This is a genomic window from Microbulbifer sp. ABF4_107 (genome assembly GCF_056312215.1).
In genome coordinates, this window is the sequence record NZ_CM149983.1 from 3,934,763 (window position 1) to 3,952,543 (window position 17,781).

Annotated in this window: 14 protein-coding genes, 1 pseudogene and 1 other annotated feature; of the genes and pseudogenes, 13 read left to right on the top strand and 2 right to left on the bottom strand. The window is 55.4% G+C overall.

What is annotated here, in order from left to right; all coding sequences use genetic code 11:
• Positions 1–30: 30 nt before the first annotated feature.
• A complete protein-coding gene (locus tag ACYX4K_RS16200) occupies positions 31–1,251 on the bottom strand; it encodes a hypothetical protein (RefSeq protein WP_475091118.1) in 1,221 nt (406 codons plus the stop codon).
• 372 nt (positions 1,252–1,623) lie between these two features.
• Here ACYX4K_RS16200 and ACYX4K_RS16205 point away from each other — a divergent pair, with 372 nt between their 5' ends.
• The 13 genes from ACYX4K_RS16205 to ACYX4K_RS16265 all read left to right on the top strand — a co-directional run bounded on the left by ACYX4K_RS16205 (position 1,624) and on the right by ACYX4K_RS16265 (position 17,119).
• Positions 1,624–4,332, top strand: a complete 2,709-nt coding sequence (locus tag ACYX4K_RS16205; RefSeq protein WP_475091117.1) for an HzsA-related protein — start codon at positions 1,624–1,626, stop codon at positions 4,330–4,332.
• A gap of 45 nt (positions 4,333–4,377) precedes the next feature.
• Positions 4,378–5,196, top strand: coding sequence for an SH3 domain-containing protein (locus ACYX4K_RS16210; RefSeq protein WP_475091116.1), 819 nt, complete (start codon positions 4,378–4,380; stop codon positions 5,194–5,196).
• On the top strand, positions 5,166–5,834 hold the full coding sequence (locus tag ACYX4K_RS16215) for an outer membrane beta-barrel domain-containing protein (protein WP_475091115.1): 669 nt from the start codon (positions 5,166–5,168) through the stop codon (positions 5,832–5,834). The genes ACYX4K_RS16210 and ACYX4K_RS16215 overlap by 31 nt, the downstream gene beginning before the upstream one ends.
• 31 nt (positions 5,835–5,865) lie before the next feature.
• Complete coding sequence (locus ACYX4K_RS16220; protein ID WP_475091114.1) at positions 5,866–6,351, top strand: TlpA family protein disulfide reductase; 486 nt, start codon at positions 5,866–5,868, stop codon at positions 6,349–6,351.
• Between the two features lie 3 nt (positions 6,352–6,354).
• Complete coding sequence (locus tag ACYX4K_RS16225) at positions 6,355–6,585, top strand: DUF4266 domain-containing protein (protein ID WP_475091113.1); 231 nt, start codon at positions 6,355–6,357, stop codon at positions 6,583–6,585.
• Positions 6,586–6,760: 175 nt separating this feature from the next.
• A complete protein-coding gene (locus tag ACYX4K_RS16230; protein ID WP_475091112.1) occupies positions 6,761–7,870 on the top strand; it encodes a DUF3570 domain-containing protein in 1,110 nt (369 codons plus the stop codon).
• A gap of 223 nt (positions 7,871–8,093) precedes the next feature.
• On the top strand, positions 8,094–9,623 hold the full coding sequence (locus ACYX4K_RS16235; RefSeq protein WP_475091111.1) for a TonB-dependent receptor: 1,530 nt from the start codon (positions 8,094–8,096) through the stop codon (positions 9,621–9,623).
• The gene (locus tag ACYX4K_RS16240; protein WP_475091110.1) at positions 9,620–10,843 is read left to right on the top strand and encodes a TonB-dependent receptor domain-containing protein; all 1,224 of its coding nucleotides are present in this window, start codon (positions 9,620–9,622) and stop codon (positions 10,841–10,843) included. The genes ACYX4K_RS16235 and ACYX4K_RS16240 overlap by 4 nt, the downstream gene beginning before the upstream one ends.
• Before the next feature lie 101 nt (positions 10,844–10,944).
• Positions 10,945–11,529 carry an RNA polymerase sigma factor gene (locus tag ACYX4K_RS16245; protein ID WP_475091109.1) on the top strand — a complete coding sequence of 195 codons (585 nt, stop codon included), beginning with the start codon at positions 10,945–10,947 and terminating at the stop codon, positions 11,527–11,529.
• Positions 11,529–12,572: a FecR family protein gene (locus tag ACYX4K_RS16250; protein ID WP_476178727.1), complete on the top strand. Its 1,044-nt coding sequence runs from the start codon at positions 11,529–11,531 to the stop codon at positions 12,570–12,572. The genes ACYX4K_RS16245 and ACYX4K_RS16250 overlap by 1 nt, the downstream gene beginning before the upstream one ends.
• Before the next feature lie 449 nt (positions 12,573–13,021).
• The gene (locus tag ACYX4K_RS16255; RefSeq protein ID WP_476178827.1) at positions 13,022–13,219 is read left to right on the top strand and encodes a transposase; all 198 of its coding nucleotides are present in this window, start codon (positions 13,022–13,024) and stop codon (positions 13,217–13,219) included.
• Positions 13,182–13,298, top strand: a sequence feature (AL1L pseudoknot). Its footprint overlaps the gene before it by 38 nt.
• Positions 13,290–14,012, top strand: coding sequence for an IS3 family transposase (locus ACYX4K_RS16260; protein WP_476178728.1), 723 nt, complete (start codon positions 13,290–13,292; stop codon positions 14,010–14,012). It overlaps the preceding feature by 9 nt.
• Positions 14,013–14,389: 377 nt before the next feature.
• Entirely contained in the window at positions 14,390–17,119 is a 2,730-nt protein-coding gene (locus ACYX4K_RS16265; RefSeq protein WP_475091105.1) for a tetratricopeptide repeat protein, read from the top strand.
• A 38-nt stretch (positions 17,120–17,157) separates the two neighbouring features.
• On the opposite strand, the pseudogene ACYX4K_RS16270 reads toward ACYX4K_RS16265, so the two are convergent.
• Positions 17,158–17,746: pseudogene (locus ACYX4K_RS16270) on the bottom strand (IS21 family transposase); the annotation flags it as partial.
• Positions 17,747–17,781: the final 35 nt, after the last annotated feature.

Genomic DNA, 17,781 nt, shown 5'->3' on the forward strand with positions numbered 1-17,781 from the left:
TCACTGAGTGCGGTTTGGTGTTTCATGAATTTATTCCCCCGCACAGTAAGCAGCAGTATCGGCATATACCTGCTTCAGTTTGTAGCCATTGCTGGTGAAGCTGTCGGTGATGCTGTCGATACGATTGCGGTCGCTGCTGTCTTCCGGTGCGCGCAGGCACACCTGTTCGAATACTTTGGTGACCTGGCACTGGGCAAAGGCTTCACTGTTGGCAAGTTCCCGCCCCATGGATTTTGCACCGTTGCCAGAGCCGGGCAGCGCTTCGCTCCACCCCAGATGGAGGTTGGGCCCCTCGCGCCAGTAGTTGTCCCATTTGTCGTCGGGAATGACAAAGCCGTAGGGGAAGGTGGCGCTGTTGATATGGTTTTTCGCTTGCACGCGTGTTCCGGTGGTCGGGTCGGTTTCACCGGCGCGGTTGTAGTCGAGTCGGCCATTTTCGCCGGTGGGATCATTGTCCACGTCGTACTCGAAGTTGTAATACGCGAAGGCCTGGGTCATGGGGTCCATGCCACTGTGGCAACCCACGCAATTGTTCTGGAATACGCGACTGTCGCCGCCGGGACTGCGGCTTACATCCTGGCGGATACGATCCGGCGGTCTTGAGGTATCGTGCACCTGCTCCAGATCGCGGCACAGATGGTTCATCAGGGTGAAGCGGAACATAGCGCGGTTGGTGCCGGCATAGAAAAAGGCCTTGGCGCCGCCGCGGGTGGTCATCACTCCGGCGGTGGCTTCACTGGGAAGGCCGGTAACGGAAGATTGTGTCTTTCGCTCCAGCGTCGTCTGCAGTGGATACCCTGCGGCTTCCAGTGACTCGTAATGGTCGTTGTTGGCACTGTTGTAAGCGGGCAGGCCCAACCCGGAAGCGCCGGTGTAGATAATATCGCCGGAGAGAATCTCGCGAAAATCCACGTCGTCGCGCACCATACCAATGACTGTTGCGGTGTAATCGTTCAGCGGTGCAAAGTTGTCGCCATCGCGGTTGGTCCACGGCGTCACCAGGTTTTTCAGGGTGACGTTGTAGAACGCATCATTTTCCATCGCCCGCTCAGCCGCGGCGTTGGCATCGCCACTGGCGATGTCTTCTGCCATGGCGGTGAGCACTTCGATGCTGGGTTTTACCCCGGTCAGCCGGCTGTGCATTTGCGCCGCCTGCTCTTCCGGGCCGGCGACGGCAGACATGGGGAGCGAGGCGCCGAAGCAGGCGGTCGCCGCGAGCAGTGCGCGCGCGGCGGGCGAATTTATTTTCATGATTGGATTTGTTCGCGTCTGGTTCTCGTGCCCGGGTTTCGCCAAAGGGGTTTTGCCATCTGGGTCTGACCGTGGGGACTGTATGCGTTGTAACCTCGCCAGATAGTAAAGAATGCGGAGGGATACGCCAGCGGCAAAAATATAAAGCGTGTTCTGGTTGGCAAATTACTTGTGCACAACTTGAGATTACCCAGACCAAACGGGAGAATCAGAAATTATTCTGGCGTCATTGGCTGGCGAATATCCAGCTATTCTGCGGCTGCTGCGGTGAGTGAGTACTACGTGGCACGGGTGAGCTGTCGCTAAAAATTCACAAAAATTGTTGAAAAATACAACGCCGCGCACAGGGGTGGCGATAAAAGAGGTGGACTCTTGAACATTTTTTGCACGCGGGCTGCGGCGGTTGGCCGGAAATTGTCACTACTGTCGATTTTTTCCGCAGTTGCCCTGGTAGGGTGCGGTGGCGGGTCTGGTGACGGGTCCAGTCTCGGCGGTGGCGACCAGGCGGAAGACCCGGTGGTGGTGGATTACCCCGTGGTGTACGTGCGTCGCGCACTCAATCGCGATGAAGATGACGCGCTGATGGGTGACAGCATCTATATGCCCTCCGCGTTTAATCCCGGTGCCGAGCTGTTGTTGCGCGACCGCGCCACTGCGAGTGCGCCGGAGCGCTCTCTGACGGAAGGGCTGTTTGTCAGTGACGAAGAAGCGGGCATTGTTTATGAAGGCGGCTACGACGTAAAAGATCTGGCGGTGTCAGCCGATGGTAGCCAGCTGGCATTTTCCATGCGCGCGCCGGATATCGATGGCCTGGACGACGATGAACAGCCCAGCTGGAATATCTGGCTGTATGAATTCGACACGGCGCAACTCAAGCGGGTTATTCAGTCTGACCTGATCGCCGAGGAAGGGGATGATATATCCCCGGCTTTTTTGCCTGACGGTCGCCTGGTGTTTACCTCTACCCGCCAGCGCCGCTCCCGCGCGTTACTGCTCGACGACAACAAGCCGCAGTTTTCCGCCCTGGCTGAAAACCTGGATGAAGCTGCGTTTGTTCTGCATGTGATGGAGTCCGACGGTAGCGATATCCAGCAGATCTCCTACAACCAGAGCCACGACCTGTCGCCAACAGTGCTGTCCAGTGGCCGCATCCTGTTCAACCGCTGGGATAATATGGGCGGGGTGGATCGCCTCAGTCTCTACACCGTAAAACCTGACGGTACGGATCTTCAGTTTTATTACGGTTACCACAGCCAGGCGACAGGCACTGGCAGCGGTGAAGACCCGATCCCGGCAACCTTCAGCAAACCCCAGCAGATGCCGGATGGTCGAATTCTCGTCACCCTGCGGGCCCCGGAGGGTATTACCTACGGCGGCGATATGGTGGTTATCGACGGGGAGAATTACACCGAGGCCTACAGTGAGCCGGAGCAGGAAGGCGTGTTGGAAGGGCAGGAATCCCTGTCCGTCGAGCAGGTGATTACCGATGGTGGCCTGTCGCCCCATGGACTGTTTGCCAATGCCTGGGCGTTTCACGATGGCACCAGCCGCCTGCTGGTGAGCTGGAGTGAATGCCGGGTGATCGACCCGGAAACCGAAACCCCGCAGCCCTGTACCGACGAGTGGCTGGCGACACCGGATATTGTCCCCGCCGACCCGCTCTACGGACTGTGGATATACGACTACGGCGAAGGCACCCAGCGCCCGATCATACAGCCGGAGGAAGGCATGATGATCAGCGAAGCGGTTACTGCCGATACCCGCCCGGTAGCGGAATTTATTCCCCAGCCGATTCCCGGTATCGATATCGACCGCGACCTCTACGAAGAGGGTATGGCGGTACTGGATATTCGCAGTGTTTACGACTTTGACGGCAGCGCAGTACTGGATATTGATGTGCTCGCCGATCCACTGCAAACCACTGCCGCCGAGCGCCCGGCACGTTTTCTTCGGGTGGTCAAAGCGGTCGGTATACCCGACCGCGACACGCTGGATTTTGACCGCTCCGCATTTGGCCGCAATCGCAGCCAGCTGATGCGTGAAATTATCGGTTACACCCCGGTGCAGCCGGACGGCTCGGTGCGGGTCAAGGTGCCTGCGGATATGCCCCTGGCGATTTCCGTTGTGGATGCCAATGGCCGCCGGATCGTAGGGCGCCACAACAACTGGCTGCAGTTCCGTGCCGGGGAGGTGCGCAAGTGTCAGGGCTGCCACACCCGCGATAGTGAAGTGCCCCACGGACGCACGGACAAAGAACCGGCTGCGGCCTGGGCCGGCGCAGCCACCAGCGCCGCACCCTTCCCCAACACCGAACCTGCGCTGATTGCCGACATGGGCGAAACCATGGCGCAGGTACTGGCGCGTATCGCCGGCCATCCGGAACTGGAAGGAGACCTCAAGTTTGTCGATCACTGGACCGATCCGGCGCTGCGCGACAAGGACCCTGCCAGCGAATTGCTGATGAGTGATCTGCCGACCCCGGCGCCTACCAGCGTGGCCTGCCAGAGCGGATGGAGCACGGATTGTCGCACCATCATCCACTACCCGGACCACATCCAGCCAATCTGGGATCTGCCCCGGGAAATTACCGACGAGATGGGTGTGGTGCTGGAAGATCGCACCTGCACCGCCTGTCACAGCAATCGCGATGCCGACGGCATGGCGCAGGTGCCGCCGGGCCAGCTTGACCTGCGCGGTGATCAGTCCGGGGTCAATACCAATTACAGTACCTCCTATGTGGAGCTGATCTTCGATAACCCGACACAGGAGCTGCGCGATGGCGCTGTGCAGAATGTGCTGGTGCAGGATACGGACGACAACGGCAATCCTCTGTTCGAGACCGATGAAGATGGCGAATTAATTCTGGATGCCGATGGCAACCCGATTCCTGTTATGGTTACCGTCAATATTCAGCGGATCATGGACACCAACGGCGCCAACGCCAGCCGCTTCTTCAATGTGTTTGAAGCCGGGGGCGTACATGAGGGAGAATTGTCCGCTGCGGAGTTGCGTTTGATTTCCGAATGGTTGGATATCGGTGCGCAGTATTACAACAATCCATTTGAAGCGCCGGTTAACTAAAAAATGAACAGGCAGCTCGGTTTCAGAGCACATGGGGGCGTGGCAGTGAGCACGGCCCTTTTTATCCTGGGGGTGCTGGGGAGCATTGCGCCTCCCGTTCACGCACAGTCGGATACTGCCAGTGATGAACTGGTCACCGACAGCTTCTCCGCACACCAGTTCGGCGAGCGTCAGCCGCAAACACTGTCATTCGACAGCGAGCAGGTCATTGTCGGGGCGGAATTCCTGAACCTTTACACCGGCCCTGGTCGCGGTTACGTGATTGATCACGTGGTCGAGTACGGTGAGCCGCTGTGGTTACTCAAGCGTCGCACCGACTGGGTCAAGGTGATGACCCGCACTGGCAAGACGGGTTGGGCCAAGATTGCCGAGCTGGACGAAATCTACACCCCGCAAGGTGAGCAGGTCGCAGTACCCACGCCCGGAATTGACGACTATCACGAGCAGAGCTTGCGTATGGGGTTTGCCTACGGTGACTTTGCCGGTGCCAACTCCATGGGACTTTCACTGGGTTACCGCTTTACCGGCAATATTTCTGCAGAAGTGCGCGCGGCGCAGACCATCGGCGCCTATTCCGATAGCCAGACCTATCAGATAGCGGTAGTACATCAGCCGTTTCCGCGCTGGCGTCTGTCCCCGTACTTTCTGCTGGGTACCGGGGTAAACATCACCTCTCCCAACGCCACCATTGTTGCGACCGAAGACCGCAAGGATACCGCCATGCTCGCGGGTCTCGGTGTTACTACCTATTTATCCCGTCGCTTTGCCCTGCGCGCGGAAGTTGCCAATCATTACCTGCTCACTTCGCGGGACGAAAACCAGGAGATAGTCGAATGGAAACTCGGATTCGACGTATTTATGTAAAACTCGCGGGCCTGCTGCTGGCGGGCGCCGCGGCGGTCCCCTTTTCCTCTGCCGCACTCGCACAAGCGGGGCAGGAAATCGACGATATTATTTCCCCGGACCTGGAGCGTCGCGAAATCCGCGAGGCCAAAATCGACAGTGAGGACTTCGAGTTCACCCTGTACCTGGGTGGCATTCTCAGTGTGGAAGACTTCGGTACCAGCCGCATGATCGGCGGCAGCCTCGCTTACCACATTAATGAAGATTTCTTTATGGAGGCGGCCTACGCCCAGTCCACGCTCGGGGAGTCCAGTTACGAGCGGCTGAGTGGGTCGGCGCCGCTGCTGACCGAGGACGAGCGCGACCTCAGCATGTACAACCTGTCCCTGGCCTGGAATTTCCTGCCCGGGGAGATTTTTATCCTCGACAAGTTTGCCCTCAACAGCAACCTGTACCTGATCGGCGGCGCCGGCAATACCAATTTTGCCGGTGAGGAACACTTCACCTACAACATCGGCGCCGGTGTGCGCATGCTGGCCCAGGACTGGCTCGCACTGCGCCTGGACGTGCGCGACCATATTTTCGAGCACGAGATTTTTGGCGAGCCATTGAATACCAATAACCTGTCCGCCCAGCTGGGCGTGTCGATTTACTTCTAATCACAACAAAGAAAACCATTGGAGTTATTCCATGCGTAAACTGATAGCCGCCCTCTGCACCAGCGCCGCTCTTCTCGCGGGAGCCCCCGCCATTGCCAAGGTGCCAGCCAGTGATTTCACCCTGGCTTCCCTCAAAGATGGCAACCTCAAGCTGAGCGAACAGCGCGGCGAAGTGATCATGCTGAACTTCTGGGCCTCCTGGTGCGGTCCCTGTCGCGAGGAAATGCCACTGCTGAACGACCTTCACGCCCGTTACGAACCTGTGGGTTTTCAGGTGTGGGGTGTGAATGTGGATGCAAATCCGCAGGATGCCCAGGCGATGCTGAATAAGATTCCGGTAGATTTCCCGGTGCTTTTCGATTCCCAAAGTGATGTGAGCAAGTTGTTTGGTGTGGAAGCCATGCCGAGCTCCGTTTTTATCGACCGGGACGGCAACGTGCGTTATGTGCACAAGGGCTATCGCACTGGCGACGAAGCCGAATACAAAAAAATCATCAAGGAATTGATTCGGGAATAAGCCATGACCATGCGCGCGCTTCTGTTATTGCCGGCTCTACTGTTGTTGGGTGGTTGCGAAACCATCATGCCCGAGCCCTGGGTAAAGCCGTACGAGCGGCACTACCTCGCCGACCCGATCATGAGTTTTGAGCGGGATCCCGTGGCGGCCGGTTTTATGAACCACGTCTATGAAGCGCGTGAAGCCGCCCGCGGCGCCGAAGGTGGGTCTGGAGGCGGTTGTGGCTGCAACTAAAAAATTACTTGAGAGCTACTGCGCTCCACGCTTTGGCGGTCGGCGGTGCTGGAGCGCCAGCCCGGGCGTCTCCTCACGCACAAAAAGTGCGCTGCGGGCGCTGTGCTCCGGCGCTCACCAAATCGCGTTCGCTCGCGACGCTCTCAAGCGATTTTTACTCTGTTTGGTTTTCGTGGTGTCGCCAGTGGTGAATGCCGCGGTATTGTCGGAAGAGCGCGCGGATACCCTGTATCACAGCTATAGCGGCGGTGGTGTCACCATTGATGGCCCTTCGATCCTGGTGCGTAAAAATATTGGCAATACGGTATCCCTGTCGGCCAACTATTACGTGGATATGATTTCCGGCGCGTCCATTGACGTGGAGGCCACCGCCAGTCGTTACACAGAGCAGCGGGATGAATTTTCTGTGGGGGCGGATTACCTGGTGGATAAAACCACCATGAGCCTGAGTTACACCAATTCCAGCGAAAACGACTACCAGGCGGAGACGGTTGGCTTCGGTATCTCACAGGATTTTTTCGGCGACCTCAGCACCCTGTCCATGCGTGCCACTTACGGCAGCGACGATGTGATGCGCAATGGCGACGAGAACTTTCTTGAGCACGCGGAGCACCGCCGCTACTCCCTGGGCTGGAGTCAGATTCTCACCACCAAACTGATCGCCGAGCTGAGTGTGGAAACCGTAGCGGATGAAGGGTTTCTGAATAATCCCTACCGCAGCGTGCGCTATCTGGACTCTAATTCCGGAACCGGGTTCAGTTACCAGGCGGAACTCTACCCGACTACCCGCAACAGCGACGCGGTAGCCCTGCGCGCAAAATACATGCTGCCTTACCGCGCCGCGGTAAAAACCGAATATCGCCGCTACGCGGACAGCTGGGGTATCGAGGCCGACAACCTGGAGTTTCGTTACACCCACCCACTGGAAAGTGAGAACCTGATTCTTGAAGGCAAGCTGCGTTTCTATAAGCAGGACGGTGCGGACTTTTACAGTGATCTCTTCCCCTATCTGAACGCGACCAATTTCCGCGCTCGGGATAAAGAACTGAGCGATTTCAGCAGTACCGCGATCGGCTTCGGGGTTTCCTACCAGATGCCCGAGCGCTGGGCACTGTTCAATCGTAAAAATACACTGAACCTCTACTGGGACTACATCCTGTTCGATTACGAGAACTTCCACGATGTTCGTGTGCACGATGGCGATGGCAGCTACCTGCCCGGTGAAGAGCCTGCCTATAGTTTCAATGCCCACGTAGTACGTGCGTTCTGGTCCATGTGGTTTTAATTGTTCGAAACCAGACGAGGTCCGCAGATTGGGGGATTGGTTCTCCCGCTGCGGCGCGTCTTATCTTGTCACCCCGCTGACTATTGTTGTATGTTTTCCACACAACAGAATAAGTGATCGGGTGTGAGCCGAAAGCCGTGGTGGTTGTGATCTAGTACCGCCAGCAAGCTGCCGTCGCACGCCCGACCCCGCCCGCGCGGGCATCAGCGATGACGAACTGCCTATGCTCAAGACCTACCTCAGGTCAATGTGCGCCCGGATCCTGGCGACGCAGCTGAGTGCCATTCCGGCCGGCATTGCTGTTGCCGAATCGAAAGTCCAGGATCCGACGCTTTCTGGATCCGCACTCTACAGTTTCCAGCTCCCGGCCCAGTCCCTGGAGCAGTCACTGCTGGCGTTCTCCCGCGAAACCGGCCTCGCAGTTATGGTTGGCGCGCAAGGGCACGCCCACCTCGATGCGCCCCCACTGACCGGAATGTTCAGTATCGACGAGGCGATGCGCCTGCTGCTTGCCGAGTCCGGGTTACAGTATCGTCGGGTGGACGGGCAGGGCATCGTGATACTGCCTTCCCCTGAGGAGTCTGCCGAACCGGAAATAGAAACCCGAATTCCCGAAGACGTCCGCCCGTTGCTGGAAGAAATCGAGGTGGTCGCCAGTAAGCGTCGTACAAACCTGCAGCGCACACCGATGACGGTGACCGCGCTGCACGGTGGTCTGTTGCAGGAGCGCAACATCGACAGTCTCGAGGCGCTGGCTGCGGAGGTGCCGAGTCTGCAGGTCACCCGCAATGGGGACCACACCGCATCCATGCTGTATCTGCGGGGTGTCGGCTCTGACAACCACACCGAGGCGGGAGACTCCGGCGTGGCGACCCATGTGGACGGCATCTTTAGCAGCCGGGTGCAGGGCACTGCGGTACTGCTGTATGACCTAGATCGGGTCGAAGTCTTGCGCGGCCCCCAGGGTACCCTGTTCGGGCGCAACTCCACGGGCGGTGTCATCAACTATCACACAGCGCGCCCGGAGCGCGAGTGGTCGGCGGAACTCAGCACGTCCATGGGCAGTTTTCAGGAGCAGAAGCTGGCCGCGGTCGCCAACGCACCGCTGAACGAGGACTGGTCGCTGCGCTGGGCTGCGGTCAAGCACCTGGCGGACAGCCCCATCGAATACAGCGATGACTCCGTCTATGCCAGAGCCGGTGACCGCTATAACAATACCGACCTGTACAGTTATCGCCTCAGCTCCGCCTGGCAGCGTGAAGGCCTGTTCAATTGGTGGCTGAGCTACGAGCGCTTTGAAGACCGCGGGGCGGGCAGTCTGCCCATAGTGGATTACGACACGCCGGTAGTCATCGACACCCCCGGGCGCACCGAGCTGGACCAGGATGCCTGGCGCAGCCGCTTGGAGCTGCAGTTGCCATCTGCGCACACCCTCACGTACATCAGTGGCTACGGGATTACCCGTCGCAGCCAGGACTGGGATGCGGACCGCACCGGCCCGGTGGGCAGTGAGACCGATCCCGCGCTGTATCACCAGAGTAATCGCACCATCTGGTCGCGGTATCGCGCGCGCCAGCACGAAGTGCAGTTGAAAAACAGCGATGACCAGCAGTTGCGTTGGTTGCTGGCGTATTTTCACTTCGCGGAAAAAAATGCAATCCGCTTCGATCTCGAGCACCAGCTGGCCAATGGCAGTGGCTGGGGGGAGCGCCGGCGCACAGTTTTCAACAGCCGGATCGCGGCACACGCATGAGCGCGGTTTACGGGCAGCTGGATTACGATATTACCGACAACTGGCAGGTCAGTGCCGGTGCCCGGAGCGGACGCGATCAGCGGTACGACCGAGGTGGGCGCAATATTGCCTGCCCTGATCTGATCCGCACCGATCGCGGCGGTGTACTTGGCGACATTGCGGTAAACGATGCCTCCGCATCGGCCGATCAGTGCTATGTGGCCAACTACAACGATGTGGATCGCGCGTGGCGCAGCACGACCGTGATGACACGCGTCAGCTATCAACCCAGTGATGACCTGCTGCTGTATTTACTTTATGCCGAAGGGTTCAAACCCGGAATCGTGCAGGATGGTGCGAGCCTGCAAGGGGAGTACGACGGCGCGGGCGATCCGGCCTATCAATCTGCACTGGCGGCACTGATTCGCCGCAATAACAGTGGCGCCGCCTACGTCGGGCCGGAGACCAGTGCCAATGTGGAGCTGGGGTTCAAGCTGGGTTTGCTGGATGGCGCCATGACCCTGAACGGCGCCCTCTTTGACACCTGCTACCGGGACCTGCAGGTGTCGGGGATTGCGGTAGAGGAGGACGGCACCGAGCTGATTCGCAGCACCAATGCCCCCAGTGCCACCATCCGCGGCCTCGAGCTGGAGCTCAACTGGGCGTCCAGTCACAATGGTCGGGTCAGTGGATTCCTGTCCTGGCTGGACGCGCGCTACGACCATTTCCTGGCCGTGGACAACGAGTACCCGGACCATGGCCGAACCTGGAACCCCGGTGCCGACAATCCGGAAATTACCAACCTGGTGGACTTCAGTGGCAATCGCCTAAAGCAGGTACCCGGTCTCAGTCTCGGGCTCAACTACCGGCACGGCTTCACCCTCACCGACCGCCTGCGGGCCACCGCCCGCGGGGGCCTGCGCTACACAACCAGTATGTACTTTGACGAGGCCAATCGGGGTAACCGGACCGGTTGGCTCCTGGAGAACGACAGCGGCGACTGGGTAGAGGATCCCGCCGGTGCCACCCGCAATATTGACCGCCGCGATGCAGCCACCCTGCTGAACGTCGGGTTGAAGCTGCAGCCCGTAGATGGCAACTGGTGGTTAGATCTCTACGGGGACAATCTCACAAACACCCTGCTGGCGAGCGATGTGCACGAAGCCGATGTGGCCACTCCCGCCTACTACTACAACCCGCCGCGCACCTTTGGCGTGCGCCTGGGACTACATTTTGACTGAATCGCAAAAAAACCTCCCCGCAGGGGGGACGTTCTTTCCCGCCCACCCGTTCTAACGACGAGAGTAGTATCCGATAACAAAAACAATGGTGAAGAGAATCCATGGCGACAGCGTTGGCGAGCCCGATGACGCCCGATAGTGACGACCGGAGGGTGCCCGAGATCGAAAGGGACCTGGATTTCTACTACCGCGAGTATCAGCAGGAACTGTGTCGATATGCGGTGAGTAAGTTCGGTTTGTCCTACAGCGAGGCCGAGGATCTGGTGCAAGAGGCATTTGCCCGGATGGCACCGCAACTGCAACAGGGCGATATCGAGCATGTTCGCGCCTTTCTTTACCGCTCCGTCCACAATGCAACCATCGATGCGTTGCGCAAAGGGCAGGTGCGGGAAAGTTACGCGCAATCCGTGCAGGGCGACCCCGACCGTGAACAGGATAGTCGCAGCCCCGAGCGGGTAGCGGCTGGCCGGCAGTTTCTCGGCCTGATCAGTCGCGCCCTGTGGAGCATGCCCCACAAGCGCCGGCGGCTGTTATTGATGAACCGTGTCGACGGGCTCTCCTACGCGGAAATCGCGCGTCGAGAAGGGCTCTCCGCCACGGTAGTGAAAAAACACGTGGCCAAAGCCCTCGCAGGATGTCAGGAAGCCCTGCGGGTCAATGGTGGTAAGTACGGTGGAGAAATATGATGGCGACTGGTAACAGTCATCCGCAAACCGATATCCGGCGGATCGAAGCGGAAGCCCGCGAGTGGTTCATGCTGCGGGCTGAACGTCCGCTATACGCCGCTGAGCAGGACGCATTCGACACCTGGCTGCAACAGGGGGGCAACCGAGACGCCTACCAGCAGCTGGAGCAGATTGACCGCAGTCTCGCTGTTCTCGCCGCTAGTGACGAAGGCGCTCGACTGCGTCGGCCCGGTGCTTTTATCAGTCTGTTACAGAACCTCAGAAGCTACTTGGGCGTCAGCCCCCTGAGTGGCCTCGCGTTTGCCTGCACCCTGATTCTCGCCGTCGGCGTTGTGTTTCTGGCGCCCTGGCAGAGCGAGAGTGATTCTGCACATGGCTATGCATCGGAGCTCGCGCAAACCCGCCAGGTCACCCTGCCCGATGGTACCCTGGTAACCCTTGGTGGTGACTCCGCCATTGAAACGGATTTTGGAGCCGCCGCGCGCAAGGTCAAACTGCTGCGCGGCCAGGCATTTTTCGCCGTGCGCAAAGATTCCAGTCGCCCGTTTATTGTGCGCGCCCAGGGCGCTGAGGTGCGCGTGATCGGTACCCGCTTTGACGTCAACGCCGGCAACAAAATGAACCCGGCGGTAAAAGTGACGGTGGAAGAGGGGATCGTCGATGTGGCAGCCAGGCCGCAGGGTCAGTCTGGCGCAACCGCAGGCAGCAAAGTGCGGCTGACCGCGGGCCAGCAGGTCAAGGTGCGCGAGGATCAGGTGAGTCGCATCAGTAAAGTTGACGCCGCACAGGTCGCCGGTTGGCGCCAGGGCAAATTCAGCTACCGGGATGCCCCCCTTGCGGAAATTGTCGCCGATGCCAATCGCTACCGCAAACAGCGTATCGTGATCGGTACTCCGGAACTCGAAGATTTACGTGTGACTACCGCATTTACCGCTGATCAGGCCGAAACCTTGGTGGCCATGCTCGAGCAGTCGCTGCCGGTACGGGTATTCCGGGAGCCAGACGGGCGGGTGATTATCTGGCCCGGTAGTGTGGAGCACTGAATTTACCGTATTGAAAAGCTTCGTATAAGCGCCCGGGGTCATCCCCGGGCATTGTGCTTTCCGGTACATACAAAAAAGGCCGCACCCTATCGGGAGCGGCCATTTTTGGTATGGTGCCCAGAGGCGGAATCTAAACATCTTCTGATGTTCCTTTCGTGTTTAAAGGCTAGATGGCTGATATCAGTGATAACCACAGCTATAACCACAGAATAGTGAGTTCTCTAAATTTGCAAGTCAGATTTTCATAGCCTAGAAAGCCAAGATATTGAATTGTAGTAATTGCCGCCTTCTTTACTTTAGTGTCATCATTACCGAGTTGGCCTGGCGCTGGGTCGTTCCATACGAATTTTGTGTTGCACGAATAGACTCGATTCCTTGCTCTGAGCTAATTGGATTGAGTGAGTGAGGTATGGACCTCTGACCTTTCGCAGTGGGCCGCCATCGAGACCGTGGCTAGCAAGATCGGCTGTACTACCCAGGCTCTGAGCAGCTGGATCCGCAAGGCGTCTCGGCCGACACCTTCTGCCGCGGGCGCCGATGACCGCGTCGAGGCGATGGAGCGCGAGGTTCGCGAGTTGAAGCGGGCCACGAGGCCCTCAGCCTGGCCAGCGCTTTTTTCGCCCAGTCGGAGCTCGATCGCCGTCTGAAGTGATTTGGACCTTCATCGACGTCCATTGAGACCGGTTCGGGGTCGTGCCCCTCTACAGGACGCTGCAGGTGGCCCCGTCAGCTTATCGCCTCCTGCGCAATCCTATGCAGAGATTGGACCGCGCTAAGCGGGACGAAGCCCTCTCTGCGGACAATCACCGCGTCCGGACAGCGAACCGAGAGGTCTATGATGCCCGCAAAGTCTGGCGCCAGATGCACCGCAGAGAATCTGCCTATGGCACGCTGCACCGTGGAGCGCCTGATGCAGGGCATGGGTCTCCAGGGCGTGGTCTGGGGCAGGAAGGTTCGCGCCATGCTGCAGGACTCAGCGGACCCTGTCCCCGGGACCTGATCAACCGCGAGGTCAAGTCTGAGCTGCCAAACCAGCTCTGGGTGGCCGACTTTACCTACGTATCGACATGGGAAGGCTTCGCCTATGTAGCCTTTATCGTCTACGTCTACTCACGCTACATCGTGGGCTGGGGAATCGGCCGGAACATGCGTACGGACTTTGTTCTAGATGTGTTGGAGCAGGCCCTGCACGCGCGGAAGCCGACTCCGCACCGGCTGATACACCAGAGCGACCGTGGTTCGCAATACCTGTCTATCCGCTATGGTGAACATCGTGGTGAAGCAGGTATCGAGCCCTCGGTCGGCAGCGTAGGCGACAGCTACGATAGCGCCTTAGCCGAGACCATCAACGGTTTGTACAAGACCGAGCTGGTCCACGAACATGGGTCTTGGAAAACCATAGAAGCGCTGGACTGGGAAACCCTAAACTGGGTGTCCTGATTCAACCAGCAGCTCCTCTTAGAACCCATCGGCAATATCCCGCTGCGGAGTTTGAGGCATTATAGAGCATAGACAGGCCGCCCTCCCGCAAGCCGCCTGGCTCAAACTAAACGGCCTTCGTGAAACCCGGGGCGGTCCACACTCCCTCCTGTCGACCTGAAAACTCAACAACGGTATTCTTACCCATAGCGACGTATTCTTAGTTGGTTGGTTTTGTTTGGCGACAACAAATGAACCAGATACGCTGCACTCTGTATATCCCTCAAACACCAGATTCGGTCAAAACTCGATCTATTTCCGGGCATACTATTTGAGGTTTTATAGTCCCTACTGGAATTGACCCTATATAGAAATCACAATAGTAAGGTTAAAACTCAATGGAAGAAGTTGCCTGGAAAAACCTATTTATCGGAAGAGAAAAAGAAATTGCAGAATTGCAAAAGGCCTGGAAATCAGTAAAAGAGGGTAAGCCGGCATTTATTGTTTTACGAGGAGAGCCGGGGAACGGAAAGACGCGAGTAGCTCGAGAGTTTTATCGGTGGCTAAGCACGACCAAAGAAAATGCAAGCGATTATTGGCCAAAAGATTTGGATGTTGGGGAAATGGCAATAAATCCATCTCCAAGCTCGTTTTCAAGAAAAACAATAAGTATTCCTTATCTTTGGTGGGGAGTGCGGTGCTTGGATCCGGCAGAGAGGAATCATGGAGAAAGAACTCCATGTGCGCTAAGAGAGAAGAAGTACCATCTTGAGACCCATATAGAAGCAATAAAATACTTAGAGAGAAAAATAGGTCGTGGAATAAAAATCGCAAAGCAGATTGGCATGACGATAGGAAATCCAATTCTGCTTGGATTACCTGAAACTGTATCTAATATACTAGATATGGTTTCTACTTGGCGCGAAGAGCAGAAAGAAAAAGGAATGTTATCTGAGTCCAATGAAGTTTCACAAAAAAGACTAATAAAAGAAGATTTAAAATCTCTTCATGAATCGCTCATAGAAATTTTGTCAATAAAAAATAAGGCCACATCAACTTTACCAATTATTATTTTTTTGGATGATGCACATTGGTTGGATGAGTTTAGCTTGGAAGCAGTTGAAGATTTATATAAGGAGGCCATTGAGAAAAAGTTGCCTCTAATGCTAATTGCGACACATTGGGAGCGTGAGTGGCTAAGGCAAGAAAGCGCTAAGCAAACTGAAGCATCAACTGATAGTTTGGCCTTCCTGTTTCGAAGGCTTAATGCTTATAAGGAGGAGGAGAGTTATCACGGTATTGTTGATTGCGCTCCTATTGGTTCTTTCACCAAGATAATAAGCTTCGCTTTTCCCGGGTTGACAAGTGAGCAACAAAATTTTATAGATCGGCAATCTGCTGGAAATCCTGAGATTCTAAATGCAATCTTGCAAGAACTTTTTAAGTTTCCTAGTTACTTTGAAGGAAAAGATTCTAGTAGGGCTTTAACAGATGATGCGATGGTTATCTTAAAAAGATCTAGCTTTAAGCTGCATGACATACAAGAACGTCGATTCGATGGCTTGAGTGAAAATCTTAAACAACTACTCACGCTTGCTAGCTTTCATGGGATGAGGTTTTTATCGGATTTAGTTTTAGAAGTAAGTCGATTGTTGGATTGTCGGAAATGTGGGAGCATAGATTTATTAGAAGAGTCGGTTTATCCATATGCAATTCTCGCAAAGGATGGTGGATCCATATATGAATTCAGAAGTAAAGTTGAATTTGATGTTATTAAAAGTAGAATTGAAAAGTTCCCATCTCTACAAGCTGAAGTCTCCCAGTGCTTGTTACTAGCTTCAAAAAAATGGATAACGGAAGAAAAATATCAATCATTGCCGATCCAGGAGAAAAGAAGCTTTTTCTATCTTTTAATCTATAAGTGCGAAAAATTTATAAGCTTGGATAGCCAGATATACCAAGTAATTCTTACGCAGCTTTTCTTTATCGACTTTAGCCTAGGTTATCTTACTCAGGCTAATACGTGGTCAAACAAGCTTCGTCAAATCCTTGATAAGTGTGGGGGCCTGCAGGTCGGAGTTGAGGAGGCTGTAAAACTCGCAGCAATATGGCATATACGTGGTCAGCTTGAATCTGCGCTAACACTTTATAAGTCAATTTTGGAGGATAAGGAAAGTGAATCTACTGCAAATGTTGATGCTGAAGAACATCTAGATGGAATTGCATCTATACAATGCGAAATATCAAATATTTATGAAGAACTTGGAGAGTGCAGTGCTGAAGTAGATGATGAAAGAATAATTGAGTCAGCTTGGAGATCTCTTTCTCTCTGTAAGTTTCTAGTGTCTAAATTCGGGGATGCTCCAATTCGTTTGGAACGATTGGCCCTTAGTTACTGTCGAATCGGAAGGCTCTTGAAGTCTGAGGACGATTCGATTGAAAATATTGCTGCTTATAAAGATGGGATTTCTATATTGAGAAGGCTGATTCTTGAATATGGCGAAACTCAGAAGCGTTTGAAATATCTATTATGCAGCCTAGGAGAGGTTGGTCTACTATTTGAACGGAAAGGTGAGGTCGAAAAGGTAATTTCTATATATCAAGAAAAAATCGAAATTCGCGTAAAACTCATGAAAGAGTATAGCGAAGTAAGAGTTAATCGAGTTCTTCTACTTCAGGAAAAACTTAAAATTATTGAATTTTATCTTAACTTTAAAAATACAGAGTATGCTTTAGCTGCATACCATGCAATTATCGACTATACAAAAGACCTTGAGCTAGACGGTTTAGATTTTAATTTGACTATGGTGCTAGCTTTAGGTTACGCGAAAATCGGTTCATCATTTGCTCTCAATGGCATGTTTGTAGAGGCTATCGAAGCTTTTCTTTCTAGTATTTATGCTCACGAAATTCGAATACAAAAAGGATATAAAATTCACACTGATATGGTTGAGGCCAAACTCCAACTTGCGAATTTGTTATTGGGCCAAGGGAATAAAGAAGCTGGAATATCGTATTTAGCTTCTGTATTAAGTGATTGTGAAAAAATTGAAATGGAGTATGGCAATAAGAAGAGAGTCTTGGCTTTCGTTGGTGATGTTCGTAAGAGGGCTAAAGAATTGTCGTAAGCGCTCAATTAACTCCATCTAAAGAGGGTGTTCATAACGTGGCGGCAGGCGCGGATGACGCCGCTGCGGAGATTGTCCGGCAACACCACCTCGGGGCAACTGCCGAATTAGGCCAGCATGCGCACATGGCTGACCAGTCAGTCCGGCAATGGCTGACTTCGTGTGGCCTCAGCGAAGGTTTAGTTGGAAGCACCGAGCACGCCGACGAACACCTGTGCGGCGTGGATCTCGCCGGTGTCGAGATCGATGATCGGGCCGTCTGCCCGCAGCAATCAACGAAGCACTTCTCGCCCGCCCGATGCTGTTGGCGCATGGAGCGCTTCCGCTTGGCGCACCACTGGCGGTAACGGTCGCAGAATTGGGAGTAGTTGTAGCAGCAGTTGGGGTGCTGCTAGGTGTATTCCTCCCACAGCAACTGCTTGATCACCTCCTTGCGCTTCAGCTCCTGGTGGAGCTGCGCCCAGTTCGGCTGTTTGAAGCGACGGATACACGGGTATCGGAGCTGGTATAGAAACAGGCCGCCAGGGCGAAATCGTCGAGCAGCGGCTAGGACAGCTCCAGTTCTGCGGACAGGCGCAAGCGAAGAGTTTCTCGGACGTTGCGCATTGTGATTCTCGGTGCTGCCACGCCCGGCCTTCCAAAAGGCTGGAAGCGTAGCAAAA